At 70.5% G+C, this 24,125-nt stretch carries 23 protein-coding genes; 18 read left to right on the top strand and 5 right to left on the bottom strand.

The window, feature by feature from the left end; translation table 11 throughout:
• Nucleotides 1-80: 80 nt before the first annotated feature.
• The 3 genes from pyrH to AB0G28_RS04490 all read left to right on the top strand — a co-directional run bounded on the left by pyrH (nucleotide 81) and on the right by AB0G28_RS04490 (nucleotide 2,677).
• Complete coding sequence (gene pyrH / locus AB0G28_RS04480; RefSeq protein ID WP_013223864.1) at nucleotides 81-824, top strand: UMP kinase; 744 nt, start codon at nucleotides 81-83, stop codon at nucleotides 822-824.
• Between the two features lie 48 nt (nucleotides 825-872).
• A complete protein-coding gene (gene frr, locus AB0G28_RS04485; protein WP_003065592.1) occupies nucleotides 873-1,430 on the top strand; it encodes a ribosome recycling factor in 558 nt (185 codons plus the stop codon).
• A 242-nt stretch (nucleotides 1,431-1,672) separates the two neighbouring features.
• Nucleotides 1,673-2,677 carry a phosphatidate cytidylyltransferase gene (locus AB0G28_RS04490; protein WP_361083149.1) on the top strand — a complete coding sequence of 335 codons (1,005 nt, stop codon included), beginning with the start codon at nucleotides 1,673-1,675 and terminating at the stop codon, nucleotides 2,675-2,677.
• Here the strand turns inward: AB0G28_RS04490 and AB0G28_RS04495 are convergent.
• On the bottom strand, nucleotides 2,674-3,519 hold the full coding sequence (locus tag AB0G28_RS04495; protein WP_361082872.1) for a VOC family protein: 846 nt from the start codon (nucleotides 3,517-3,519) through the stop codon (nucleotides 2,674-2,676). The two genes, AB0G28_RS04490 and AB0G28_RS04495, sit on opposite strands and share 4 nt — an antisense overlap.
• A 112-nt stretch (nucleotides 3,520-3,631) precedes the next feature.
• Between AB0G28_RS04495 and AB0G28_RS04500 the strand changes: the two genes are divergently transcribed.
• Entirely contained in the window at nucleotides 3,632-4,438 is an 807-nt protein-coding gene (locus AB0G28_RS04500; RefSeq protein WP_361082873.1) for a class I SAM-dependent methyltransferase, read from the top strand.
• On the opposite strand, the gene AB0G28_RS04505 is transcribed toward AB0G28_RS04500, so the two are convergent.
• Nucleotides 4,378-4,998: a PadR family transcriptional regulator gene (locus AB0G28_RS04505; protein ID WP_361082875.1), complete on the bottom strand. Its 621-nt coding sequence runs from the start codon at nucleotides 4,996-4,998 to the stop codon at nucleotides 4,378-4,380. The two genes, AB0G28_RS04500 and AB0G28_RS04505, sit on opposite strands and share 61 nt — an antisense overlap.
• Before the next feature lie 104 nt (nucleotides 4,999-5,102).
• Here AB0G28_RS04505 and AB0G28_RS04510 point away from each other — a divergent pair, with 104 nt between their 5' ends.
• Nucleotides 5,103-5,588, top strand: a complete 486-nt coding sequence (locus AB0G28_RS04510) for an Lrp/AsnC family transcriptional regulator (RefSeq protein WP_361082876.1) — start codon at nucleotides 5,103-5,105, stop codon at nucleotides 5,586-5,588.
• 107 nt (nucleotides 5,589-5,695) lie between these two features.
• The gene (locus tag AB0G28_RS04515) at nucleotides 5,696-7,990 is read left to right on the top strand and encodes a pyruvate dehydrogenase (RefSeq protein WP_361082877.1); all 2,295 of its coding nucleotides are present in this window, start codon (nucleotides 5,696-5,698) and stop codon (nucleotides 7,988-7,990) included.
• Here AB0G28_RS04515 and AB0G28_RS04520 read toward each other — a convergent pair.
• Nucleotides 7,987-8,562 carry a hypothetical protein gene (locus AB0G28_RS04520; protein ID WP_361082878.1) on the bottom strand — a complete coding sequence of 192 codons (576 nt, stop codon included), beginning with the start codon at nucleotides 8,560-8,562 and terminating at the stop codon, nucleotides 7,987-7,989. The two genes, AB0G28_RS04515 and AB0G28_RS04520, sit on opposite strands and share 4 nt — an antisense overlap.
• Nucleotides 8,563-8,712: 150 nt before the next feature.
• Between AB0G28_RS04520 and rlmN the strand changes: the two genes are divergently transcribed.
• Both rlmN and AB0G28_RS04530 read left to right on the top strand, forming a co-directional pair.
• Nucleotides 8,713-9,819 carry a 23S rRNA (adenine(2503)-C(2))-methyltransferase RlmN gene (rlmN, locus tag AB0G28_RS04525; protein ID WP_361082880.1) on the top strand — a complete coding sequence of 369 codons (1,107 nt, stop codon included), beginning with the start codon at nucleotides 8,713-8,715 and terminating at the stop codon, nucleotides 9,817-9,819.
• Between the two features lie 32 nt (nucleotides 9,820-9,851).
• The gene (locus AB0G28_RS04530) at nucleotides 9,852-10,118 is read left to right on the top strand and encodes a hypothetical protein (RefSeq protein ID WP_361083151.1); all 267 of its coding nucleotides are present in this window, start codon (nucleotides 9,852-9,854) and stop codon (nucleotides 10,116-10,118) included.
• A gap of 18 nt (nucleotides 10,119-10,136) precedes the next feature.
• Here AB0G28_RS04530 and AB0G28_RS04535 read toward each other — a convergent pair whose 3' ends face one another.
• Together AB0G28_RS04535 and AB0G28_RS04540 are read right to left on the bottom strand one after the other, a co-directional pair.
• Complete coding sequence (locus AB0G28_RS04535; protein ID WP_361082881.1) at nucleotides 10,137-13,946, bottom strand: tetratricopeptide repeat protein; 3,810 nt, start codon at nucleotides 13,944-13,946, stop codon at nucleotides 10,137-10,139.
• Between the two features lie 19 nt (nucleotides 13,947-13,965).
• Nucleotides 13,966-14,295 (bottom strand): trypco2 family protein, encoded by a 330-nt coding sequence (locus AB0G28_RS04540; RefSeq protein WP_361082882.1) that lies wholly within the window; start codon nucleotides 14,293-14,295, stop codon nucleotides 13,966-13,968.
• 522 nt (nucleotides 14,296-14,817) lie between these two features.
• Here AB0G28_RS04540 and AB0G28_RS04545 point away from each other — a divergent pair.
• The 10 genes from AB0G28_RS04545 to AB0G28_RS04590 all read left to right on the top strand — a co-directional run bounded on the left by AB0G28_RS04545 (nucleotide 14,818) and on the right by AB0G28_RS04590 (nucleotide 24,086).
• Complete coding sequence (locus AB0G28_RS04545) at nucleotides 14,818-15,693, top strand: hypothetical protein (RefSeq protein ID WP_361082884.1); 876 nt, start codon at nucleotides 14,818-14,820, stop codon at nucleotides 15,691-15,693.
• A gap of 258 nt (nucleotides 15,694-15,951) precedes the next feature.
• On the top strand, nucleotides 15,952-16,677 hold the full coding sequence (locus AB0G28_RS04550; RefSeq protein WP_361082886.1) for a hypothetical protein: 726 nt from the start codon (nucleotides 15,952-15,954) through the stop codon (nucleotides 16,675-16,677).
• Nucleotides 16,678-16,848: 171 nt separating this feature from the next.
• Nucleotides 16,849-17,547 (top strand): response regulator transcription factor, encoded by a 699-nt coding sequence (locus AB0G28_RS04555; protein ID WP_361082887.1) that lies wholly within the window; start codon nucleotides 16,849-16,851, stop codon nucleotides 17,545-17,547.
• A complete protein-coding gene (locus tag AB0G28_RS04560) occupies nucleotides 17,540-19,273 on the top strand; it encodes an ATP-binding protein (protein ID WP_361082889.1) in 1,734 nt (577 codons plus the stop codon). Before AB0G28_RS04555 ends, AB0G28_RS04560 begins: the two co-directional genes overlap by 8 nt.
• Nucleotides 19,274-19,320: 47 nt before the next feature.
• Nucleotides 19,321-19,911: a hypothetical protein gene (locus AB0G28_RS04565; RefSeq protein WP_361082891.1), complete on the top strand. Its 591-nt coding sequence runs from the start codon at nucleotides 19,321-19,323 to the stop codon at nucleotides 19,909-19,911.
• Complete coding sequence (locus tag AB0G28_RS04570; RefSeq protein WP_361082892.1) at nucleotides 19,908-20,960, top strand: peptidoglycan-binding protein; 1,053 nt, start codon at nucleotides 19,908-19,910, stop codon at nucleotides 20,958-20,960. The genes AB0G28_RS04565 and AB0G28_RS04570 overlap by 4 nt, the downstream gene beginning before the upstream one ends.
• Nucleotides 20,957-21,649, top strand: coding sequence for an ABC transporter ATP-binding protein (locus AB0G28_RS04575; protein WP_361082894.1), 693 nt, complete (start codon nucleotides 20,957-20,959; stop codon nucleotides 21,647-21,649). Before AB0G28_RS04570 ends, AB0G28_RS04575 begins: the two co-directional genes overlap by 4 nt.
• Nucleotides 21,646-22,842 (top strand): ABC transporter permease, encoded by a 1,197-nt coding sequence (locus AB0G28_RS04580; RefSeq protein ID WP_361082895.1) that lies wholly within the window; start codon nucleotides 21,646-21,648, stop codon nucleotides 22,840-22,842. The genes AB0G28_RS04575 and AB0G28_RS04580 overlap by 4 nt, the downstream gene beginning before the upstream one ends.
• Before the next feature lie 9 nt (nucleotides 22,843-22,851).
• Complete coding sequence (locus tag AB0G28_RS04585; RefSeq protein ID WP_361082897.1) at nucleotides 22,852-23,550, top strand: tyrosine-protein phosphatase; 699 nt, start codon at nucleotides 22,852-22,854, stop codon at nucleotides 23,548-23,550.
• 143 nt (nucleotides 23,551-23,693) lie between these two features.
• Nucleotides 23,694-24,086, top strand: a complete 393-nt coding sequence (locus AB0G28_RS04590) for a peptidase inhibitor family I36 protein (protein ID WP_361082899.1) — start codon at nucleotides 23,694-23,696, stop codon at nucleotides 24,084-24,086.
• Nucleotides 24,087-24,125 lie beyond the last annotated feature (39 nt).

Raw genomic sequence — 24,125 nt, forward strand, 5'->3', positions numbered from 1 at the left:
CCCGTCTCCGTCCATCGGGGACGGGGCACTGTCAGGTCTAGAGAAGTTGAAGCGGTCGAGGGGCCTAGGAGGCGACATAGATGGGTGACCGGGTCGAAGGTGGCTACCGGCGGGTGCTGCTGAAACTGGGCGGCGAGATGTTCGGCGGTGGTTCTATCGGCGTCGATCCGGATGTCGTCCACTCGGTCGCGCAGCAGATCGCCGACGTCGCCCGCACCGGCGTCCAGGTCGCGGTCGTGATCGGCGGCGGCAACTACTTCCGTGGCGCGGAGCTGTCGCAGCGCGGCATGGACCGCGACCGCGCCGACTACATGGCGATGCTGGGCACCGTGATGAACTGCCTGGCGCTGCAGGACTTCCTCGAGAAGGAGGGCCTGCCCACCCGCGTGCAGACCGCCATCACGATGGGCCAGGTCGCTGAGCCCTACATCCCGCGCCGCGCCGAGCGGCACCTGGAGAAGGGCCGGGTCGTGATCTTCGGCGCCGGGGTCGGCATGCCGTACTTCTCCACCGACACCGCGGCCGCGCAGCGGGCGCTCGAGCTGGGCTGCGAAGCCGTGCTGATGGCGAAGGCCGTCGACGGCGTCTACACCGCGGACCCGAAGGCCGACCCCACCGCCGAGATGTTCCGCGAGATCACCCACCGCGAGGTGCTGGAGCGGGACCTCAAGGTCGCCGACGCGACGGCGTTCAGCCTCTGCATGGACAACAACATGCCGATCATCGTGTTCAACCTGCTCACCGAGGGGAACATCGCCCGCGCGGTGAGTGGTGAAAGAATCGGCACGTTGGTCAGCACCCCGACCGCCGGGGTGCCGGCCTAGACCTGCTGGGATCAGCAAGCGCCACCCATCACAACTACGGGAGTGACCGTGATCGACGAGACCCTCCTCGATGCCGAGGAGAAGATGGAAAAAGCGGTGTCCGTCGCCAAGGACGAGCTGCAGTCGGTTCGCACCGGCCGGGCTTCGTCGGCGATGTTCTCGCGGATCGTCGTCGAGTACTACGGCTCGCCGACCCCGCTGAACCAGCTGGCCAGCGTGAACGTGCCGGAAGCCCGCATGGCGCTCATCAAGCCCTACGACCAGTCGCAGCTCGGCGCGATCGAGAAGGCGATCCGGGAGTCGGACCTCGGCGTCAACCCGAGCAACGACGGCCAGGTCATCCGCATCGTCATCCCGCAGCTCACCGAGGAGCGGCGCAAGGAGATGGTGAAGGTCGCCAAGGGCAAGGGCGAGGACGCCCGCGTCTCGATCCGCAGCGTCCGCCGCAAGGCCAAGGACGAGCTCGACCGCATCGCCAAGGACGGCGAGGCCGGTGAGGACGACGTCGCGCGCGCGGAGAAGGAACTGCAGAACCTGACCGACACCTACGTGCACAAGGTCGACGAGCTGGTCAAGCACAAGGAAGCCGAGCTGCTCGAGGTCTGATGGCACAGGTGAGCGAGGAACGCGAGGACCGGGTGGACGCCACCGGAGAACACCCGGCGGCCACGCCCGGGACGCCGGAGCCGGGTGACACCGGCATCCCGGCCACGCCGGATTTCCCGGGAACCGCCGGGGCCGACCCGGCGCCGGCATCGCCGGGCGGGGCTTCGGCGACCTCGGAAACCGGCCGGGCAGCGGAGACGCCGGTCGCGCCGGAGACCTCGGGCATCGGTGAAGCGAGCCGGTTGTCGGCCGCGGGAACCGCCGCGGCGGAAACCTCGGCGACCTCGGCCCAAGCCGCGGCGGCCGAAACCGCCGCGGAACCGGCGCCGGAGACCTCGGGCACCGGTGAAGCGAGCCGGTTGCCGGCCGCTGGAACCGCCGGCGCCGAATCGGGCGCGTCGGACACGCCGGCGCCCCCGGAGGTCGTCAAGAAGGCCTCCAAGGCCGGCCGGAACCTACCCGCGGCGATCGGCGTCGCGCTGCTGCTCGGCGCCGCGATCATCGTTTCCCTGCTCACCGTTCGCTACCTCTTCATCGGGATCATCGCGGTCGCGATCGCGGTCGGCACCTTCGAGTTCGCCGGGGTGCTGCGCCGGGTCGCCGACATCCGGGTCGCGATGATCCCGGTGCTCGTCGGCGGGCAGGCGATGATCTGGCTCGCCTGGCCGTTCGGCCGGGCGGGCGCGCTCACCGCGTTCGTCCTCACCGTGCTCGCCTGCCTGCTGTGGCGGCTGCCAGGCGGTGCGAAGGGATACCTGCGCGACATCAGCGCGTCCACCTTCGCCGCCGCGTATCTGCCGCTTTTCGCCGCCTTCGCGGCGATGCTCGTGCCGCCGGAGGACGGCGTCGGGCGCGTCCTGACCTTCCTGATCGGCGTCGTCGCCTCGGACACCGGTGGCTACATCGCCGGTGTGCTCGGCGGCAAGCACCCGATGGCGCCGACCATCAGCCCGAAGAAGACCTGGGAAGGCTTCGCGGGTTCGCTGATCGGCGGCGTCGTGGCCGGCGCACTCACCCTGAGCCTGATGCTCGACGGCCACGTCTGGCAGGGCGTCATTTTCGGCGTCGCCATCGTGCTGACCGCGACCCTGGGCGACCTCGTCGAGTCGCTGATCAAGCGCGACCTCGGCGTCAAGGACATGGGCACGCTGCTGCCCGGGCACGGCGGGATCATGGACCGCCTCGACTCGCTGCTGCCGTCGGCCGTCGTGTCCTGGCTCCTGCTGTCGGCGTTCGTGCCGGTCTAGTCGTCGTAGGGGTCGTCGACTTCGGCGCGGCCCCAGCCTTCGGCGACGCGCGAGTGGTCGATCACCGCGAAGACCGCGCCCTCGGGGTCGGCGAGGATCGACATCCGGCCGAACGGCGTGTCGTAGGGCTGGATCACCACCGTGCCGCCGTGCATGAGCGATTCCCCCGCGACCGCGTCGACGCCGCGGGCCGGGTCGATGTCGAAGTACACGAGCCAGTGCGGCGGGGTGTCGAGGCTGTACTCCGACCCCATCACGTACCGGTACAGCACCGGCTCGTGCTCGATGAGCCATTCGACGTAGTCGAGGGCCTCGCCGTCGCCGATCTGGTGGCTCGCGTACGTGAAGAGCTTGGTGTAGAAGTGATCCGCCGCGACGCCGTCGTGGGTGTTGAGGTCCGCGCCGCTGAACGTGTTGGGGATCCCGGTGACGAACTCCCAGTTCGGCGGCACCTCCCAGAACACGACCGGCGCGCCGCACGCGTCGAAGGCGTGCAGGATCGTGCCGCGGTCCGGCAGCGGCACCGGCCCGAGGGTGATCCGCCCGCCGAGGTGCTCCACCCACTCGGCCGCGCTCGCGGTGTGCGGCACCGAAATGTGCGGCATCCAGCCCAGCGGGGCGCCCTGCGCGGCGCGGTAGAGCCCGCCGACCGGGAGGTTGTTGAGGGTCGCGATGGCGTAGCGCCCGTCGGACGTCGCCGGGTCCCGCTGAGTGGTGTATTCCCAGCCGAAGAGGGCACCGTAGAATCTCTCCGCCACGGCCTGCTCCCGGCAGGCCAGCTCGATCCAGCACGGGATTCCGGCCGGGACCGGGGACGGGGTACTGGACGGGCCGACTGCCATGTGGTGCTCCTCCCGAGACCCACCGAATTCTAGGCGTAGTCAGTGAGTTTTCCGCCAAGATTTCGCCGCCGGAAGATCACTCCCGGCAATGAGGCCCCGGAAGGAGCAGCGGGTGCGGTGGTCGCGGCGCACGGAGGTCGTGCCGAGTCCGAACATCTGGTACTACCAGGCCGACTACGAACTGGAGAACCGCGCGCAGGACAGCGGCGGCGAGATCTGGCGGGTCCTGCGGGAGGAGTACGACTGGGCCGGCCGGGACGTCCTGGACGTCGGCTGCGGCGACGGGTTCCACCTGTCCCTCTTCGCCCGTGACGCGCGTTCGGTGCTCGGGGTGGAGCCGCACCAGCCCCTGGTGCGTAGTGCGCTGCAGCGCGTGGAAGACCTGTCGAACGTGGACATCCGGCACGGGCGGGCCCAGCGGCTGCCGGTCCGCAGTGCGAGCGTCGACATAGTGCACGCGCGGACGGCGTACTTCTTCGGGCCCGGGTGCGAGCCGGGGCTGGCGGAGGCCGAGCGGGTGCTGCGGCCGGGCGGCGCGATCCTGATCGTCGACCTCGACGTGACCAGTGAGCCCTACGGCCGCTGGATGCGCGCCGACCTACCGCACTACGACCCGGCGGCCGTGGAACGGTTCTTCGCCCGCGCCGGGTTCGGCTGCCGCCGCGTCGCCACCGAGTGGCGTTTCGCGACCGCCGCGGACCTCGAAGCGGTGCTGAAGATCGAGTTCAGCAAGCCGGTCGCCGAACAGGCGATCGCGGAGTCCTTGCAGCGTAACGGGAATCGCGAGACCGACCTGACGTTGCCGGTGGGCTACCGCGTCCACGCGCGGGTCAAGCCCACCGGCCTCGTCCTGCCAGGTCACTCGGCTGCTTCTTCGGGCGTGGAGGACTCGTCTTCGTCCTCGCCGAGGATGCCGTAGAGCGAGCGCCGGGCGTCGTTGAGCACCTCGGCCGCGCGGGCCTGCTGGCTCTCGGTGCCCGCGCGCATGATCTGCACGACGGCGGCGGCCAGGTTCTTGCCCGCCTTCGCGAGCCCGACCTCGACCGGATCGACGTCCTGGGCGATCTGCTCCCACGGCGGCGTGCTGTCCTGCTGCTCCGCGGCGGTGCGGCCGGCGTCGGTCAGCTCGAACAGCTTCTTGCCGTGCTCGTCCTTGCTGATCACCAGGCCTTCGTCGGCCAGCAGCTGCAGCGTCGGGTAGACCGAGCCGGGGCTGGGCCGCCAGAAGCCGCCGGAGCGCTCGCCGATTTCGCGGATGATCTCGTAGCCGTGCCGGGGCTGCTCGGCGAGCAGCGCCAGGATCGCGGCGCGGACGTCACCGCGGCGGCTGCGCCGTCCGCCGTGACCCCGCCGGTGCGGGCCGTGGCCGCGACCGCGTCCACCGGGGCCGAAGCCCGGGGGGAACTCGCCGAAACCACCGAAGGGCCCGAAGGGTGCGCGCCCACGTTCGTGGGCGAAGGGGTGTCGTTGCCTACGCATGTCGTTGTCCTTTCCCGAACTGTTGCGACACGTTCACGATATATCGGAAACAGTCGGATGGCAACCGGTCTCCGGTGACGCCGGTCACCTGGGAAGATCGGCGCGTGCCGGAAACCATCGACGAGATCGACGCGCGCCTGCTCCAGGCGCTGGCGGAGGACCCGCGCTCGACGGCGGTCGCGCTGGCCGAGCGGCTCGGCCTGTCCCGCAACACCGTGCAGGCCCGGCTCGTACGGCTGGAGCAGCGCGGCGTGCTCAGGTCGTTCGAACGCCGCATCGACCCCGCGCGGCTGGGCTATCCGCTGAGGGCGTTCGTGAACGCCCAGGTCGACCAGCGCCGCCTCGCCGACATCGGCACGGCCCTGGCGGCGATCCCCGAGGTGACCGAGGTGTGCGGGCTGACCGGGGCGAGCGACCTGATGGTGCAGGTGGTCGCCGTCGACGCCGACGACCTCTACCGGATCGCCGGGCGCATCCTCGCCTCGCCCGGCGTGGAGCGGACGAACATCTCGCTCGTCATGCGGGAGCTCGTCCCGTACCGCCTGGCGCCCCTGCTGGAGCGCGTGCATTCTGCGCACCCGGAGACCTGAGCCGTCCGGTTCCGGTGGGCATTCTGCGCACTTTCGGCGGCATCGGTTGTGCGATGCGTGCACCAGTGCTGTCCTGGAGGGCGCTTCCTGCACGAAAGGTGTCGACGATGACCCATGCCCCCGTGACGGCCCCGGCGCTCACCGCCATCGAGCAGCGGGTCCTGTGGCTCGCCACGGCGATCGTGCACCAGGCCAACCGGGTCCGGCCGAACCCGTCCGGGCTCAAGGTCGGCGGGCACCAGGCGTCGTGCGCGTCGCTGGTCTCGATCATGACGTCGCTGTGGTTCCGGCACCTGCGGCCCGAGGACCGCGTCTCGGTCAAGCCGCACGCGTCGCCGGTGCTCCACGCGATCAACTACCTGCTCGGCGAGCTGGACGAGGCCTACCTGCCGACGCTGCGCGAGTTCGGCGGCCTGCAGAGCTACCCGAGCCGCGCCAAGGACCCCGACCCGGTGGACTACTCGACCGGGTCGGTCGGCATCGGCGCGACCGCCCCGATCTGGGGTGCGCTGGCCCGCCGCTACCTGACGACCCGGGGCTCGGCGGCGGGGACCGGCCGCCAGTACTCGCTGGTCGGCGACGCCGAGCTGGACGAAGGCGCGATCTGGGAAGCCATCCTCGACCCGGCCGTCGCGGACCTCGGCGAGATCGTCTGGATCGTCGACCTCAACCGCCAGTCCCTCGACCGCGTCGTCCCGAACATCGCGGCCGGGCGGCTGCAGGGCATGTTCGCCGCCGCGGGCTGGCAGGTGCTGACGCTGAAGTACGGGCGGCTGCTGGAAGAGCTGTTCACCCGGCCCGGCGGCGCCGAACTGCGCGCCCGCATCGACGCGATGCCGAACCCCGAGTACCAGCGGCTCCTGCGCTGCGACGCCGCCCAGGTACGCGACCGGCTGCCCGCGGGCGACGCCGCGCTCGCCGGGCTGGTCGCGTCGCTGGACGACGAGACGCTGCTGGCCGCGATCCGCAACCTCGGCGGCCACGACCTCGGTTCGCTCGACGAGGTCTTCGCGTCCATTTCGGACGACCGGCCGACGGTGATCTTCTGCTACACCGTCAAGGGCCGCGGTCTGCCGACGCAGGGGCATCCGCAGAACCACTCTTCCCTGCTGACCGTGGCGCAGATGGAAGAGCTGGCTGCCTCTTCGGGCACGGAGCTCGCTTCGCCGTGGCAGCGCTTCGCTGATGGGTCGCCCGAAGCCGCGTTGTGCGCCGAAGTTGCTTCGCGCCTTCGCCGTCCCGACATTCCTTCGGCACCTTCGCTGGAACTGCCCGTCGACATCGGGCGTACGCCGTCAGGAACCGCGACAACGCAAGCGGCGTTGGGACGCGTCCTGCTCGACCTGACGCGCGAAGCGCCCGAAGCGGCGAAGCGGGTTGTGACGGTCAGCCCCGACGTCAGTTCGACGACCAACCTCGGTGGCTGGGTGAACAAGGTCGGCGTCTGGTCGGCCACCGAGCGCCGTGACTGGTTCGAGGACGACCCCGAGACGATCATGCACTGGCGGGAGAAGCCCACCGGCCAGCACGTCGAGCTGGGCATCGCCGAGACGAACCTGGTCGGCCTGCTGGGCGAGCTCGGCGCCACCTGGAGCCGGTGGGGCGAGCCGCTGCTGCCGATCGGCGTGATGTACGACCCGTTCGTCGAGCGCGCGCTGGAGCCGTGGTCGTTCGGCATCTACGCGGGCGGCCAGTCGATCCTGATCGGCACGCCGTCCGGCGTCACGCTCGCCCCGGAAGGCGGCGCGCACCAGTCGATCACCACGCCGTCGATCGGCATCGAGCAGCCCGGCTGCGTCAGCTACGAGCCGGCGTTCGCGATCGACACCGAGTGGACGCTGCTGGCCGCGCTCGGCCGGCTCGGCAAGCCGGGCGGGACGTCGTCGTACTTCCGGCTCTCGACCCGCCCGGTCGACCAGACCCTCGCCGCGGTGCCCGCGGACCCAGCCGCGCGCGAACGCCGTCGCCGCCAGGTCGTGGCGGGCGCGTACCTGCTGCGGCGCGCGGCCGAACCGGCCGTCACGCTGGCGGCGATGGGCGCGCTGGTGCCGGACACCCTGGCCGCGGCCGAGCGCCTGGCCCAGGTCGGCGTCGAGGCCGACGTCGTGTGCGTGACCAGCCCGGGCCTGCTGTTCGAGGCGGTCCAGGCCCGGGCGGGCCGGGGGAGCGCCGGCTCGTGGATCCTCGACCAGGTCTTCCCGGCGGCACGGGCCCGGCCGCTGGTCACGGTGCTCGACGGCCACCCGCACACGCTCGCGTTCCTGGCGGGGATCAACCGGGTTCCGTCGGTCGCGCTGGGCGTCACGCGCTTCGGCCAGTCGGGCTCGCTGGAGGACGTCTACCGCTACCACGGCATCGACACCGACGCGATCATCCGGGCCGCGCTCGACGTGGTGGCCTAGCCGAAGGTGGCGCCGGCGAGCAGTGTGTCCAGCTTGGCGTCCAAGCCGGGGAAGGACCCGTACTCGAGGACGAGGATCTTGCTCGTCGGCAGCCACCACATCCGGACCTGGTTGTTCTGCGCGCTGTTCTCGCAGGTGACCTTCCAGCGGCTGTACTCGGCCTTCTTGGGCCCGATCGGCGCGAACCCGGACTCCAGCAGGGTGCTGCCGGTGGCGACCGCGGCCTGCCCCGGCGGCGAAGCGGGGGTGATGCACGTCGGCGCGTCGGTGCCGGTGTACCAGCCGAAGGGCCGCTTGGTGCTCGGCGGGTTGATGGGCGCGTCGGGGTTCGAAGTCCGCAGGTCCAGGAGCCGCGCTTCGCAGACGGCGGTTCCTTCGGCGACGCAGCCGTCCAGCAGGCCGTCCTGGCTGTGCTGCGTGTAGGTCGCGCCCGCCGGCAGGGTCACGCGCATGGTCCCGACGACGATCTGCGGGCCCGCGGGCTTCGCCGGCTGCGCCGGTTCCGCGGGTGACGTGCAGGCGGCGGCGCTCAGGGCGACCGCGACGGCCAGGACGCAGTGCCGGAAGGACACGGCTCACCTCTTCTCGTCGGACCTCCGGTTTCACCGTGGATCATCCCTCCGGGTGAACCCGCCTCCAGCGCCGGGGCTCCGTGACCTGGGGTACACCCGGCGAGGGCGGCCCGGGCGCCGGCGGTGGGGGCGTGGGACACTGGTCGGGTTATGACTGCCCTCCCGCTCGTCTTCGACGCCCCCAAGCGCGGCCTGCCGCCGCGCCACCTCGCCGACCTCTCGGTGGCCGAGCGCGCCGCCGCGGTGGCCGAGCTGGGGGAGAAGCCGTTCCGCGCGAAGCAGCTGTCGAACCACTACTTCTCGCGCCTGACGGTGGACCCGGCGGAGATGACGGACATCCCGGCGGCTTCCCGGGATCGCTTGGTCGCCGACCTGATGCCGACGCTGCTGACCGAGGTCCGCGCGTTGGCGGCGGACAACGGCGCGACGCGCAAGACGCTGTGGCGGGCGCATGACGGCACGCTGCTGGAGAGCGTCCTGATGCGCTACCCGGACCGCGCGACGCTGTGCATCTCGAGCCAGGCGGGCTGCGGCATGGCGTGCCCGTTCTGCGCGACGGGCCAGGGCGGTCTGGACCGCAACCTGTCGACGGCGGAGATCGTGGACCAGGTCCGTTCGGCGGCGGCGGTCATGCGCGACGGCAAGATGCCGGGCGGCCCCGGACGGCTGTCGAACATCGTCTTCATGGGCATGGGCGAGCCGCTGGCGAACTACAAGCGGGTGGTGGCGGCGGTGCGTCGCATCACGGATCCCGCGCCTGGTGGGCTGGGGATCGGCCAGCGGTCGGTGACGGTGTCGACGGTGGGGTTGGCACCGGCGATCCGCAAGCTGGCGGACGAGAAGATGCAGGTGCGGCTGGCGGTGTCGTTGCACACGCCGGACGACGAGCTGCGGGACACGCTGGTGCCGGTGAACAACCGGTGGTCGGTGGACGAGGTTCTATCGGCCGCCCGGTACTACGCCGACACGTCGGGGCGTCGGGTGTCCATCGAGTACGCGTTGATCCGGGACATCAACGACCAGCCGTGGCGGGCGGAGCTGCTGGCTCGCCGGCTGCGGCAGCACCTGGGCCAGCTCGTCCATGTCAACGTGATCCCGTTGAACCCGACGCCGGGTTCGAAGTGGGACGCGTCGCCGAAGCCGGTGGAGCGGGAGTTCGTGCGCCTGGTGAATGCGGGCGGAGTAGCCTGCACCGTGCGGGACACGCGCGGCCAGGAGATCGCCGCCGCCTGTGGGCAGCTTGCTGCCGAGGGCTGAGTTTTCGTTTCAGTGATGGAGAGTTTGTCGTGATGTATGCCCCCAGCCTGCTGGACCCGGCTGCGGAATCGTTGAGGCTGGCGGACTTCACGGGCGCGACGGACGTCGCCCGCGAGGCGCGGACGTTGCTGGGTGACCGGTTCAGCTCGGTGACGTTCATGTACGTCCTGATGCGAGCGTTCGAGGTGGAGTACGCGGCGGCGTGCGACGCCGCCCGCTGGCACGAGTTCCACGGCGGCCCGCGGGCGCTGTCGGACGCCGATCTGGAGAAGCTGCTCGCTCCGTGGCTCGACCGCTGACCTGAGACGCCGGCCGCGCTAGTCGGTTTGGGATTGTCGTTCGGCGAGCACACGAAGTGAATGCAGAAGATCGCGCTGGTAGGTCGCCGGTTGGTGTTCGGCCAGGCCTTGCCAGATGTCGATGGCTTCGATGATCGCCGTAGAGGCCTCCTCCCGATGCCCGGCTGCGGAAAGAGTCACCGAAAGATTGTTCAACGCCTTTGCGAGGTCGCGAAGGTACATGCGCGGCTGTCGTTCGGCCAGCCGACGCCAGAGACCAACCGCCTCGGTGGCGATGTCCAATGCTTCGTCGAGTCTTCCCAGGTGCGCATGCCGAGTGCCGAGATTGTTCAAGCTCGACGCAAGGTCGGGAAGATGGGCGTCCGGATGATGCTCGGCCAGCCGACGCCAGATGTCGACGGCCTCGGTGCTCGCGACGAGCGCCTCCTCGTGACAGTCCAGTTCTCTGAGCCGCACGGAGCGGCTGTTGAGACTGGATGCGAGATCGGCCAGGTACACGTCGGGCAGTCGTTCGGCCAGCCGGCGGCGAAGATCGACCGCCTCGGTGATCGCGACCAGCCCTTCCGCTGCCCGCCCGGATGCGCCCAGAGCGAACGAGAGGTTGTGCAAGCCGGCCGCGAGGCCGGGAACTTCGCTGTCCGGGCGTTCACGGACCAGCCGGCGCGAGATCTCGACCCCTTCGGTGATTGCCGCCAGTCCTTCTTCCAGCCGCCCCGCCTGACGCAACTGGCTCGCGAGTTTGTTCAGAACCTGGGCCAGTTGACGCAAATGGGAGTCAGGTCGATCCTGCACGAGTTCGCGGCAAAGCTCGACCGCTTCCGAGGCCGCCGCCAGTGCTTCCTCGGAATGCCCCAGGTCATTCAGCCTGACGGAATGGTTCTCCAAAGCGGCGACAAGGTCCTGGCAGTGAGCGCCCGGGCGCCGTTCTGCCAGCCGCCGAACGATCTCGACCGCTTCAGCGGCGTCCGCGAGCCCCTCCTCGCCGCGCCCCAGGACGCCCAACCGCGCTGAACGGTTGTGCAAGCTGGCGGCAAGCCCGACAAGGTGGCTTTCCGGTTGTTCGCGCGCCAGTCGACGGTAGAGCTCGACGGTTTCGGTGGTGACGGCCAGTGCTTCTTCCAGCTGCCCCATTTCCGCCAGCCGGCCGGACAAGCCGTTCAAGCTCTCCGCGAGGCCTGGCAGGTAGGTGTCCGGTTGCCCTTCCGCTTGGCGCCGTCGGATTTCGACCGCTTCACGTGCCAGAACCAGGGCTTCTTCCGGCTGATGTAGCTCACTGAGGCGAAGGGAAAGGCTGTGCAGGCTGGAGGCGAGGTAGGACTCCGAGTAGTCGCCCGTTGCCCGGCGGTGGAATTCGACTGCTCGGCGGGCGACGTCGACCGCTTCCTCGATACGCCCTGTATCGCACAGCCGACCTGAATAGTTGGTCAAGCACATGGCTAGCTCGAGGAGGTGCTCGTCGGGTTGCTGCTTGACCACGCGACTGAAGCGCTCGAGGGACTCCTCCGCAGCGGCCAGCGCTTCGTCGACGCGCCCCACACTGCCCAGCCGGATCGAGAGGTTGGTCAAGCTGCCGGCGAGGGTGGGCAGGTGGACACTCGGCCGGTACTCGGCGAGAGTTCGCCGGATTGTGACGGCTTCGACAATGGAGCCGAGGCTCTCTTCGTGATGCCCGAGATAGCCGAGCCGAACCGAAAGATTGTTCAAGGCCGTAGCCAGGCCTTCGAGGTGGAATTCGAACTCATCGTCCAGAGGGATGGTCCGTTGTCGTTCGACCAGGGCGCGGTGAACCGAGACGGCGACGTCGCCGAGCACCATGCTCTGCAGCGGGAACAGGGATGACATTTTCCAAAGGAGACCTCGGTCCGTTGCGGGATCGGCGGCGACCTCCTCGAGAGCGCGTAGGAGCGGTGCCGGGGCTTCGACCTGATGCGCGACATCGAGTGCCGCCAGCAGCATCGCCGGGGACTTCACACACAGCGCGGTGACCGCACGGGCGACCTGCGTCCCGAAGACGGTGTGCGCGGCCGCGCGAACAGCCACGGTGAGCATGCGCTGAACTTGCTCTTCGCCCGATGTTGCGGCAAGGGCCGTGAGCAAGCAGGCCCTCGTTGTGTCCAGCAGCAGCCGGCCGATGTGCCGTTCCGCGAGCCGATCGGGCGCCAACCCCTCGAAACCACCTTCACTGGTCATGGGGTACAGGTGCAGCAACCACACACGGAGAGCTTCGCGGCGGTCGCGACCCAGGTCGGCGACCGCCGAAATGCCGGTCAGCAGCCCATCGAGTTCTTCGACGGTCCGCGGGGCGAGCAGCGTCGCAGCGGCGACAACATCGTCCAGCATCCCCGACGACGCACAGTGGAGCAGTCCGTGAGCGACGGCGGTTTTTCGCCAGTAGCCGCGTTCGTGGTCGAGCAGCCGATCCTCGGGTCCCCGCGCTGCGTCAGCGGGTGGCCGTCCCGGCGTCGTCGCGTCCAGCAGGTCGGCGAGAGCGGTCATCTGGACGGCCAAGACCGTACGACCCCGGATGTTCGGCGCCGGCTGCGCCGCGAGCGTGGCCGCAGCGGTCCGCCAGGCGTTGGTGTCGAGGTCGGGGATCCGGGAGATCGTGGCCGAGAACGCAGTCAATGCCGCCCGATAGCTGTCTCGGCGTGCGCCGTCTGTGTCGTCCAAGACCGGCAGTGCAGTCACAGAGGTTGTCTCCGCGAGATCACGCAGCGACTCCCCCTCGGCAGGTAGCTGACTCCACCATGCTCCTGCGGTCCGTGCGAGCATCAGGACCTTCACCGGGACCGGGTTGGCACGCTGCGTCAGCACATCGGCCAGCGGCGCCAGCTGCGAGGCCCGGCCTTCGGCGTAGTCGACCACCACCAAGGTCGGAGTCCGGACGTCGGCCAACACTTGGAGTTGCTGCGCCGTGATACCCGGGTCCAGCCAAATGGTGGACCACCCGTCTCGGGCGAGGTCTTCGCCCAGCCGGTGGGCCAGGCGGGTTTTGCCCTGACCGCCCGGACCGTGCAACAGCCACGTCCCCGGTCCCGGTCGGCTCGCCCACGCCTTCAGCCTGGCGAGGACTTCTTCGCGGCCGCGGAAAGGGACAACTGCGCGTCGCGCCGGCAACAGCCCCGCGGGAGACGTGACCAGCCCCCCGTATACAGCCCTGGCGGGAGCGTCGGTCAGCGGTCGCAGTTCGATCGCGTGACATTCGACGAAAGCGAGTTCGTCATGCGCTGTCACGATTTTGGTGAAGCCCGGGTCGCGCAGCAGCAGGGACACGGGCACCGCCTCGAGCGCGGCGTGCGCCCGGTCCTGCAGATCGGCCGTGACGACCCCGGTCAGCAGACCGTCGCAGAACAGTGCCGCGCCTGACAGGCCGCCCCAGGGCGACGTGCCTTCCGGCGGGTGACCCCGCAGCTTCATCACGTACTGGTCGCCGACGATCCGGTCGCCCGGATTAAGGGTTCCTGTCAGCTGCTCGATTTCGACCGGACGATCCGAGCGTTGCGCCAGAGTCGGCGCACCCCAGCACTCGCAGCCGATGCCCGGACGGTGCGTCACCGTCTTGCCCCACGAGACCCGACCCGGTTCGAGTGTCGGCCAGGTCGGATCGTGCACCTCGAGCAACGCCGCGTCGTCCCGGCCCCCTGGGGTTCCACGCCACACGACGTTGGCGGTGAACGTACCCTCGCGGCCGGGCCGGAACACCGACGTGGACGAAGCGACCTCGCCCACCACATGTGCCGACGTCAGCACCAGCCGAGGCGCGATGACGTATCCGGAACCCGGGCGATCGTCCGGCCCGGTCACCGCGGCAACACGCTCCCACTCCACCCGCGAAATCTCTCTTCGCTCAGCGGCCCGTACGACCCGACACGTCACCCGGGCCTGCCGGACGGGCTTGGTCACCCGCGACCAGAAGGTCCCCGCCACCGGCCGAGCGCGGTGTCACCGTGACCTTCACCTTTTGTGTTCTCCCGCGAGCCATCCCACCTTCGGCGTCCCCCGAGATGACCCACGCCTTGAACCCGCTCTTCATTTTGGCGTCGCGTCGCAACTCGACTGAGAACTCCAGTTCTATGGGCCCCACCACGAACTCCAGTTCGGCGTCCGCGCGCCAGGCGACCGCCTCCAGAAGCTCTTCGCGTACCGAGGCCACCGCATCGGCAAGTTCGATTTCCATAGCGACACAATCGCATACCCCCGGGTGAGGCAGTATTCGACACCCGCTTGTGGCAGGGGACGTAGGAGCATCCGCGACGATCATTCGTGAAAGCTGCTCGATTCGTGAGTCGATGTATCCGGGACTGCGGATTCCTCATACTCTTCTTCCGACGAGTGTGGCAGCGCGACGAGAGCCTGTTGCGGAAGGGTGCGTCGGCGAGTGAGGCCGCTTCGGCGTTTTGGATTCGGAGGCGGCCGGCGCACCAGGGCCTCTGTGTGGCGTCGCCCAGTCATGCCTGGCTCCAGGCTCCTGGCCGCTGCTGGCTGCGGAGGAGCTTCAGCTCGAGGTCGTGTCCGGTCGCGGCGCGACTGAAGTCGGCGCCGGAGGTTGCGCAGCCGGCGGAATTCTGCCCGTAGGGCCAGGACGGGCTGGGCGTTCGGGCAACGCTGCGCCCTGACGGGCACCCGTGAACAACCTGATTTCGTTTCCGGCGTCTTCCGGACACAAAGCTTCGACAAAGGCTGCGTGAGGGGCGCTGAGATGGAATTCACCGCGAAGAAGACAATCAAAATCGCCATGGTTGCCGGGGCATTCGCCGTCACCAGTCTGCTTTCCGCGTGCAGCGGGAACAGCGTCGTGGGCAATGGTTCTCCGGTGAAAAACGAGACGGCGACGGCGGCCGCGGAGCAGGTGCCGGAAGGGCGCGGCCAGGGGGCTGCCACGGGAGGTTCCGGCGCCGCGTCGGGCGGCGACGTCAACTGCAGCCAGTACGGCGGCCAGGTCGGCGCGCCCGGGCGGCCGAAGATGGACCTGATCGCGGTGGCCGCCGCCGATGGCACCACGCCAGGTTGCACCGAGGCGTTCACCGTGATCACCGAGTACTACCGGAAGCTGCCGCAGGCCGAAGGCCCTGGTGAGCGGGTCCTCGACGTCCAGGGGAAGTGGACTTGCGCCCGTCAGACGGGTTCTGCCGGCAGCCAGGGCGCCGTCGTTTGCGGGGTGCCCGACAACTCCCTGCAACTGGAGACCAGGCCTTCGGCCGGCACCGGCCAGGCGCCGGTCCGCAAGTTCCCGAACACCACCCAGGCGGTGCAGTTCACCGGGTACGACGCCGGTGTGCAGATGGTCCGCTTCCAGCTGGTCACGCGCCAGGAGGGCGGTCCGGACAACAGCCACTACGTACCGCTCGACGGCAAGACCTACCGGCTCCCGCTGCAGAAGGGTGGCAAAGTGTTCAGCGCGGCCACCCTGTGCCCCGTCGAATCGGTCACCATCGACGGTCAGGGCTACGGCAACGGGCCGTGCGGTCAGAATCAGCTGCTGCAGCACCTGAAGGACGGCAATTCGATCCTCGCGCAGATCAGCGTGAACGGCGACGACCAGATCACCACGGTCAAGGAGATCTACCACCCCTGATCCAGGAAATCGAAAACCGGCAGCCGGGAATTCGCCCGGCTGCCGGTCTTTCGCGGTCAGCCCGGAGAATGTTCCGACGGTGGGTTGGGGCCTCAGCCTTTCGGAGGTGTAGTGGACTCCCGGGCCGTAACTGATCCATCGGGGACACCGGGCCGGGGGAGGGCTTCGATGATGCTGTCGTACGGTTCGTCCTCGTGGTGTCCCTGCCGGCTGGGCTGAGCGTCGCGTTGCCGGCCTTCGCCACGAGAACGGATGTCGATGACTTCCTATCCGGACTTCGGCGTACTGCTGCGTCGGCTGGCGGCGTCGAGGAACCTCGACCTGGACCGGTTGCCGGTCGGCGTTCCGGCGGCGGAGCTTCAGCCGGTGCTGCGGGGGAGTGTTCCGGCTGAGCCGTCACTGCTGCGCCGGCTGGCGCCGGTGCTCGTCGTGCATGCCGCCGACCTGTTCGTGATCGCGCGGGTGCCCGTGCCCGGCGATCTGGCTCCCGTGGACCCGGCGGCGGGCCGGGAAGCCGTGGACGTGGCGGGACTGGCGAAAGACCTGCCGCCGGAACACCGGAGCCGCTTGCTGCGTTCCGCACGATCGTTGTCGCGGCAGGACAGTGTCCAGCCGGTTCCCGGGCCGCCGGCTCATGTCCACTACGCGCCGGGTGCCGGTGCGGTGCTCATCCGGCTGTTCGAAGTCCGGAACCTGGGATGGACGTCGTCCGCGAAAGTGCTTCACCTGCTGACCGGCGTGTCCCTGTCGGCGGCCACGATGGGGGCGGTCGGACATGGCCGCAAGGAGCTGACGCCCGGCCTGGCAGCGGCGTTCGCCGTCGCGTTGGGGCTCGAGTTCGACATCGTCGCGGCGATTTCCGGGGTCACCCCCTCGGCGGATGTCCCGCGGATTCCGGTGTCGGCCGAGCTGGCCCAGCTGGTTTGGGAGCTTCGCCGCCTTACTGTCGCTCAGATCGGGCAGCTCGTCCGGGAGGCCGGGTAACCGAAGAAGCCGGCGGGCGTACCTGTCCGCCAGGCAGACCGAGGCCTCGGTTCGCTGAGCTGCCCTGCCACGTCCGCCATTGGCGGTTGCCGGGTCGGCTGGTGGAGAAGGCGCGCCACTCCGGAACTCCTGGCAGCGCTGCGCCGCTCGGCCGGCGGGCATGATGGGCGCGTGTGCGCCTATGTGCTGGTGGCCGAGGATGATCCCAAACAGGCCGAGCTGGTCCGCCGCTACCTGAGCCATGAACGGCATACCGTGCTCGTCGTGGCCGACGGCCGTTCGGCGATCGACGAAGTCCGTCGGCAGCCGCCTGACCTGCTCGTTCTCGACGTCATGATGCCCGGTGTCGACGGGCTTGACGTCTGCCGGGTGCTGCGGCGTGAGTACGACCTCCCCGTGTTGATGGTCACCGCGCGGGCCGGGGCCGAGGACAAGCTGCTCGGCTTCGACCTGGGCGCCGACGACTACCTCACCAAGCCCTACGACCCGCGGGAGCTCATGGCCAGGGTGCGGGCCCTGCTGCGGCGGACCCGGCCCGCCACCGGGACCGCCGCCCCGCCGTTGCGCGTGGGTGATCTGTCGCTGGACGTGCTGCGGCACGAAGTGCGGGTCGGTGATCGGCTCGTCGCGTGCACCCCGGCCGAGTTCCGGATCCTCGCCACCCTCACCGCCGCGCCCGGGCAGGTGTTCAGCCGGGCCCAGCTGCTCGAGCACGCCTACGGGCTCGACGGGTTCATCACCGGACGGACCATCGACGTGCACGTGCGCAACCTGCGCAAGAAGGTCGAGGCCGATCCGGCCGAGCCCCGGTACCTGCGGACCGTCTACGGCGTCGGCTACAAGATCGTCGACGGCCGTGCCGGTGACTGAACCGCGCCGCCGCGGGCTGCGGTTGCGGCTGCTCGCCGGGATGACGCTCGTCGCCGTGTGCTCGATCGGGGCGACCGCTTGGCTGTCCGTGCAGAGCACCACCGGCACCTTGCGAGCCGCGCAGGGGCAGAACCAGGCCAGCGTCACCCGGATCTACGACGGCGTGCTGGCCTTCGGCGCCACCCACCCCAGCTGGACGGGCATCGCGCCCGTCCTCGCCGAGCTGAGCAGGCAGACCGGGCTGCGGATCGGGCTCACCACCGGCAACCGGGTGCCCATCGCCGGCGCTTTCGGGCCCGACGACCCGCCGCTGCCCGCTCATCCTTCCGCCGTGGCCGACCCCTTGGCCGTCGACGTGACGCTGGCGCCGAAGGCGCCCGACGACCGCATCGACCCGCGGGCGGTGGGGCCGTTCCGGCTGCTGCCGCAGGAACGGGACGAGGTGCGGGCGGTCGCGGAGAAACAGGTGGCCTGCCTGGCCGCGGACGGGCAGCCCGCCGAGATCGCCGTGACCGAGAGCGGCCGGTCCTACGCCCGGACGAGCCGGCCCGATCGCTGCGACGCGGACACGGCCGCCCCGGCCGTGACCGAGAAGCTCGCGCTGCAGGTGCTCGACGACTACCTGGGCAAATGCCTGAAGGACCGCGGGAAGCGGCCCTACGGCGTGGTCCTGGCCGCCGACGGCGGGTTCAAGCCGGCCGAAGCGGGCGCCGACCGGCAGGTGTTCTTCGACTGCCTCGGCGCGAGCAGGCGGATCCAGCTCACGTCGTACGTCGCGCCGGCGGCCCTGCTGTTCGTCAGCGCGCCGCCGGACGCCCCGACCGTGGTCGGGCTGCCCGCCGCCGGGGCGGTCCGGATCTTCGCCGCGGCGCTGGTGATCCTCGTGCTGACCGTCGGGGTCAGCATCCTGCTCGCGGGGCGCGTGCTCCGGCCGGTGCGGGTGCTGACCGCCGCGACCCAGCGGATGCGGGCCGGCGACCGCTCGGCCCGGGCCGAGGTGTCGGCGCGCTGGGAGATCGCGGAGCTGGCCGAGGCGTTCAACCAGATGTCCGAACACCTCGCGCGCACCGAAAAGCAGCGTAAGGACCTGGTCAGCGACGTGTCGCACGAGCTGCGCACCCCGCTGGGCACCATCCGCGGCTGGCTCGTCGCCGCGCAGGACGGCGTCGCGGACCTGGACCCGGAGCTGGTCGAATCCCTGCTGGAGGAGACGCTCGTGCTCCAGCAGCTGGTCGACGACCTGCAGGAACTGGCGTCCGCGGACGCGGGCGAGTTCCGCCTGCGGCCGGAGCCCGTGGACGCCGGCGAGCTGCTCCGGCAGGTCGCCGCGGCGCACCCGAGGGACCTGGAAGTGGAGACGTCCGGGGTGTTGCAGCTGACCGCCGATCCGGTCCGGCTGCGGCAGGCCGTGGGCAACCTGGTGGTCAACGCGATCGCGCACACGCCGCCGGACGGCCGGATCGTGCTGCGCGGGCTGCGGGAAAACGACGAGGTGGTGCTGCAGGTCGGCGACACCGGAGCCGGCATCGCCCCGGAAGACCTGCCGCACGTGTTCGACCGGTTCTGGCGGGCGGACCGGTCCCGCAGCCGGGCCACCGGCGGCCGTGGACTGGGACTGGCGATCGTGAAGCACCTGGTCGAGGCGCACGGCGGGACCGTGACGGTGACCAGCGTCGTCGGCGCGGGAACGACGTTCACCCTCCGGCTGCCGGGAGAAGGAACCTGAATCCCGTCACAACAGGTCCTTCACATTTTCCGGGCATTCTCACCGGCATGAAATCCCTGCGGTACCTCGCCGTGCTCACCGCGCTCGTGATCGCCGGCGGTTGCTCGACGCCGCCGCCTCCGGAGCAGAAGGTGGCCACCCTCCAGACCTCCCAGGCCACCTCGGCGCCGTCCTCGGCGTCGACCGGGAGCCCCGAGGCGGCGCGGCCGCGGGAGCGGCTGGACATGACGCCGGAAGAGACCGACCAGCTCTACGAGACCTACAACCGATGCCTGGGCGAGAACGGCCTGCCCCAGAAGGGAACGGGAACGGGAACGGGTTCGGGGGTCGGAGTCGCGCCTGGCCGGCCGGACCCCGCGAAGGAGGCCGCGGCCGAAGCCGCCTGCATCGGCAAGAAGCCGTTGCCGCCGTGGGAGTACGACACCGCCAACCCGCAGGCCGCGGACTTCCTGCACAAGATGGTGCTGTGCCTGCGTGCCAAGGGCGTGCGGCTCGTCGAGGAGTCGCCGGTCAAACCGGGCGACGACCGGACCGCGATCGAGTTCGGCGGCAAGAACAACGACCCGGACTCGATCTCCAAGGGCCTCGACCTGACTCCCCGGTGCGAGAAGGAACTGTCCTCCGGCGGGGGCCGATGAAGAAGTGGCTGGTGCCCGCGCTGGCCGCGCTGCTGGTCGCCGGCGCGGGCGGGGTGCTCGTGTACAGCAGGCTCGCCGAACCGCCGTCCGCGCCGCCCCCGGCCGCACCGGCGGCCGCGGACACGGTGGAGGTCCGCAAGACCGACCTCAGCACGTCCGTCACCGTCGGCGGAACCATCGGCTACGGCCAGCCGGTGACGTTCACCGGCCGCCGGGCGGGCACGCTGACCTGGCTGCCCGCCCCTGGCACGGTGATCGGCGCGGGCAAGAAACTGTACACAGTGGACGCCAAACCGGTGCCGCTGCTGCTCGGCAGCACGCCGTTGTACCGCAAGCTGGACGTCACCGTGACGCCCGGCCCGGACGTGCGGGAGCTGCTGACCAACCTGCGCGCGTTCGGGTACCGCCTCGACGGCAAGAGCGACAAGTTCACCGCCGACACCGAAGCCGCGCTGAAACGCTGGCAGAAGGCGAACGGCATGGACGAGACCGGCTTCCTCGACGTCGGTGACGCCGTGGTCCTGCCGTCCGCCATCCGGATCGACGCGCTGAAGGCCCAGCCCGGCGCGCCGGCGGCCGGGGAACTGTTCGGCTACACCGGCGTCGGCAAGTCGGTCACCGCGCAGATCGACCCGGCGCAGATCGACGTCGCCGCCGCGAAACCCGGCACCAAGGTCTCGCTGGTGCTGCCGGGCGGCGCGCAGACCACGGGCGCGGTGACCACCCTCGCCCCGGCACCCGCGGGCCAGGGCTCGGACAGCGGGACGCCCAAGCAGATCGTGACCATCACCATCGACGACCAGAACGCGGCGGCCGCGGTGGATTCGGGGCAGGTGCAGGTGAAGCTCGCCGGCCAGAGCCGGACCGGGGTGCTGGCCGTGCCGGTCACGGCGTTGCTCGCGCTCGGCGAAGGCGGGTATGCCGTGCAGGTCGTCGAACACGGCGGCACCCGGCTCGTCGCCGTGCGGACCGGGATGTTCGCCGGAGACCTCGTCGAGGTCAGCGGCGCCGGCCTGACCGAAGGCCTGCGCGTGGTGAGGGCTTCATGACGCCGGTGCTGTCGTTGCGCGACGTCAGCAAGGTCTACGCCGGTGGCGTGCGCGCGCTCGACGGCGTGTCGTTGTCGGTGTGGCCGGGCGAACTGCTGGCCATCGCCGGCCCGTCCGGTTCCGGCAAGTCGACCCTGCTGCACCTGATGGGCACGCTCGACCGGCCGAGCGGCGGCACCCTCGAAGTCGACGGCCAGGACGTTTCGCGGCTGTCCGACCGCGGCCTGTCCGCGCTGCGGGCCCGGCGGATCGGCTTCGTGTTCCAGCAGTTCCACCTGTCCGACGGGTTGTCGGCGGCGGAGAACGTGATGACCGGGATGCTCTATGCGGGGGTGCCGCGACGCCGTCGCCGCGCGCTGGCCACCGAAGCCCTGGACCGCGTCGGTCTCGGCCACCGGACCGGGCACCGTCCCCACGAGCTGTCCGGCGGCGAACGCCAGCGCGTCGCCATCGCCCGCGCCCTGGCCCGCGACCCCGCGATCGTGCTGGCGGACGAACCGACCGGCGCCCTCGACACCGCGACCGGCCACACCATCCTCGAACTGCTCCGCACCCTCAACCAGGCGGGCGCGACCATCGCCGTCATCACCCACGACCGCGAGATCGCGGCTTCGCTGCCTCGCCGGATCGAGCTGCGCGACGGCCGGGTCCGCACGGATTCCCGGCAGCTGAACGGGGTCCTGTCGTGACCGCGCCGGTCCGGCTCGGGCCCGCCGACGTGCTGGCGCTCGGGCTGTCCGGGTTGCGCAGCCGCCCGGTGCGCGCGGTGCTGTCGGCGCTGGGCATTTCGATCGGGATCGCGACGATCATCGTGGTGTCGGGCATCCCGGCGTCGAGCCGGGTGGCCCTGGACCGGCAGCTGTCCGAACTGGGCACGAACCTGCTGCGGGCCCAGGTGACGATCGACTCGGTGACGCAGCAGCTGCCGCCGGTGCCGGAGGCCGCCGCGGAGATGGCGGCGCGGATCGGGCCGGTGCAGCGGGCCAGCGCGGTCGCCAACACGCACGCGAGCGTCCGGCGCACCGACCTCATCCCGTCCGATCAGGGGTCGGGCCTGACCGTGCTCGCGGCGCGGCCGGACCTGCTGCCGGCGATCGGCGCGAAGGTCTCGTCCGGCCGCTACCTCACCGAGAGCACGTCCGCCTTGCCGGTGGTGGTGCTGGGGGACAAGGCCGCGACCCGGCTCGGCATCACCGAGATCGGCGCGCGGGCGCCGACGGTGTGGATCGGCGACCGGTGGTTCGTGGTGTCGGGCATCCTGGCGCCCGCACCGCTCGCCCCGGACGTCGAGCGGTCCGTGCTGGTCGGCTGGGGCGCGGCCCGCCAGTGGCTGGGCTTCGACGGGCACCCGACGACCGTCTTCGTGCGGTCGGCCGAGCCCGAGGTGGAGAACGTGCGCCGGGTCCTGGCGGCCACGCTGTTCCCGGAAAACCCGGCCCGCATCGAGGTCAGCCGGCCTTCGGACGCCCTGGCGGCCAAGCGGCTCACCGAGACGGCGTTCTCCGGGCTGTTCCTCGGCCTGGCCGGGGTGGCGCTGCTGGTCGGCGGCGTGGGCGTCGCCAACACGATGGTGATTTCGGTGCTGGAGCGCAAACGGGAGATCGGCCTGCGCCGGGCGCTGGGGAGCACGCGAGGCCAGATCCGGGGCCAGTTCCTCGCGGAGTCGGTGGTGTTGTGCCTGCTCGGCGGCCTCGCCGGCGTCACGCTCGGCGTGCTGGGCGCCGGGAGTTACGCGGTGGCCCAGGGCTGGCCCGCGGTGATCCCGCCGGCCGCGCTGGCGGGCGGTGCGGGGTCCGCGCTGGCGATCGGCGTGCTGGCGGGGCTGTATCCGGCGGTTCGCGCGTCCCGGATGACTCCCACCGAGGCGCTGGCCGCCCCGTAGGTTGGGGGGATGGGTGGCAGGGAGCTGAACTGGGACGGCTGCGTCAACGTCCGGGATCTCGGGGGGCTGGGCCGGATCAGGCCGCGGGCGGTGGTCCGGATGGAGGCGCCCACCCGGTTGACCGCCGCCGGGTGGGCCGCCGCCTGGGCTTACGGGGTCCGGACCGTCGTGGATCTGCGCGATGCCGGCGAGGGCGAGCCGGACCTCGTGGCGCGGCCGGACGGGATCACCACCGTGCGGGTGCCGCTCGACCCCGTCGGTACGCCGTTTTACGAGCACTGGATGGGGATCGACGGCTTGGGCTCGCCGCTCTGCTACCCGGCCATGCTGCTCGAACACCCAGAGCGGATCGTCTCCGCCGTGCGCGCCATCGCCAACGCCGCTCCGGGATGTGTCGTGTTCCACTGCGCCGGCGGAAAGGACCGGACCGGGTTGCTGGCTCTCGTCCTGCTCACCCTGGCCGGGGCGGCGCCGGAGGAGATCGTCGCCGACTACCTGCTGACCTATCCCCGGATGAAGCAGCGGTACGACGAACTCGGGTCCCGTGACCAGCTCACTCTCGTGACCGAGCTGCTCGCCGCGCGCGGCACCACCATCGAGGCGTCGCTGACCTCGACGATCGCGTCGTTGCCGATGCCGGGCTTCCTCCTCGGCAACGGGCTTTCCGGGGCCGAGCTCGACGCCCTGCGCGCGCGGTTGACCGCCTGACGTTGCTCACCGGCCGGAACCGGCGTTAACCGGAAGCGATGAACCTCTCATAACGGACATATCCCACCCGTCCTCCGGCAAGATCATCAGGAGTCCCGGCTGGGGGACTCGATAAGGGGTAACTGATCAGAGGGGTTGTCACCATGGACAAGAACAGGTTCGTACGGCGGGCCGGCGCCGCGCTCTTCGCGGTCACCGCGGCGGCCACCGTCAGCCTCGCGGGGGCCACTTCGGCCGAGGCCGCGCTCGCCGACTGCCCGAACGGCAACATCTGCGTGTGGGATGCGGCCCGGTTCCAGGGGAAGCCGTTCTACGTGGCCAACCCGGGCTCGATCAACTACTTCAGCGGCACCCTGTGGCCCAACGACGTGGCGTCCTCGCTGTCGAACAAGACCGGCCGGGACCTCTGCTGGTACGAGCACTACGACCCGAACACCGGCGCGGTGTGGGGCCGGCACGACCACCCGTCCTACTTCCTGGACGCGCAGCAGCTGTCGCCGAACGACTCGATGAGCGCGATCGGCGTCTGCGTCTGAGCCGGTCCGGCGTGGGATGGCCCGCCCGCCATCCCACGC

The organism is Amycolatopsis sp. NPDC021455 (assembly GCF_040640995.1).
In the GTDB taxonomy this organism is placed as follows: Bacteria; Actinomycetota; Actinomycetes; order Mycobacteriales; family Pseudonocardiaceae; genus Amycolatopsis.

Coding starts and splice junctions, on each gene's coding strand:
- AB0G28_RS04550 (WP_361082886.1), top strand. CDS start 15,952: ATGACTTCCTATCCGGACTTCGGCGTACTGCTGCGTCGGCTGGCGGCG.
- AB0G28_RS04495 (WP_361082872.1), bottom strand. CDS start 3,519: ATGGCAGTCGGCCCGTCCAGTACCCCGTCCCCGGTCCCGGCCGGAATC.
- AB0G28_RS04505 (WP_361082875.1), bottom strand. CDS start 4,998: ATGCGTAGGCAACGACACCCCTTCGCCCACGAACGTGGGCGCGCACCC.
- pyrH (WP_013223864.1), top strand. CDS start 81: ATGGGTGACCGGGTCGAAGGTGGCTACCGGCGGGTGCTGCTGAAACTG.
- AB0G28_RS04515 (WP_361082877.1), top strand. CDS start 5,696: ATGACCCATGCCCCCGTGACGGCCCCGGCGCTCACCGCCATCGAGCAG.
- rlmN (WP_361082880.1), top strand. CDS start 8,713: ATGACTGCCCTCCCGCTCGTCTTCGACGCCCCCAAGCGCGGCCTGCCG.
- AB0G28_RS04565 (WP_361082891.1), top strand. CDS start 19,321: ATGAAATCCCTGCGGTACCTCGCCGTGCTCACCGCGCTCGTGATCGCC.
- AB0G28_RS04570 (WP_361082892.1), top strand. CDS start 19,908: ATGAAGAAGTGGCTGGTGCCCGCGCTGGCCGCGCTGCTGGTCGCCGGC.
- AB0G28_RS04530 (WP_361083151.1), top strand. CDS start 9,852: ATGTATGCCCCCAGCCTGCTGGACCCGGCTGCGGAATCGTTGAGGCTG.
- AB0G28_RS04540 (WP_361082882.1), bottom strand. CDS start 14,295: ATGGAAATCGAACTTGCCGATGCGGTGGCCTCGGTACGCGAAGAGCTT.
- AB0G28_RS04585 (WP_361082897.1), top strand. CDS start 22,852: ATGGGTGGCAGGGAGCTGAACTGGGACGGCTGCGTCAACGTCCGGGAT.
- AB0G28_RS04575 (WP_361082894.1), top strand. CDS start 20,957: ATGACGCCGGTGCTGTCGTTGCGCGACGTCAGCAAGGTCTACGCCGGT.
- AB0G28_RS04590 (WP_361082899.1), top strand. CDS start 23,694: ATGGACAAGAACAGGTTCGTACGGCGGGCCGGCGCCGCGCTCTTCGCG.
- AB0G28_RS04545 (WP_361082884.1), top strand. CDS start 14,818: ATGGAATTCACCGCGAAGAAGACAATCAAAATCGCCATGGTTGCCGGG.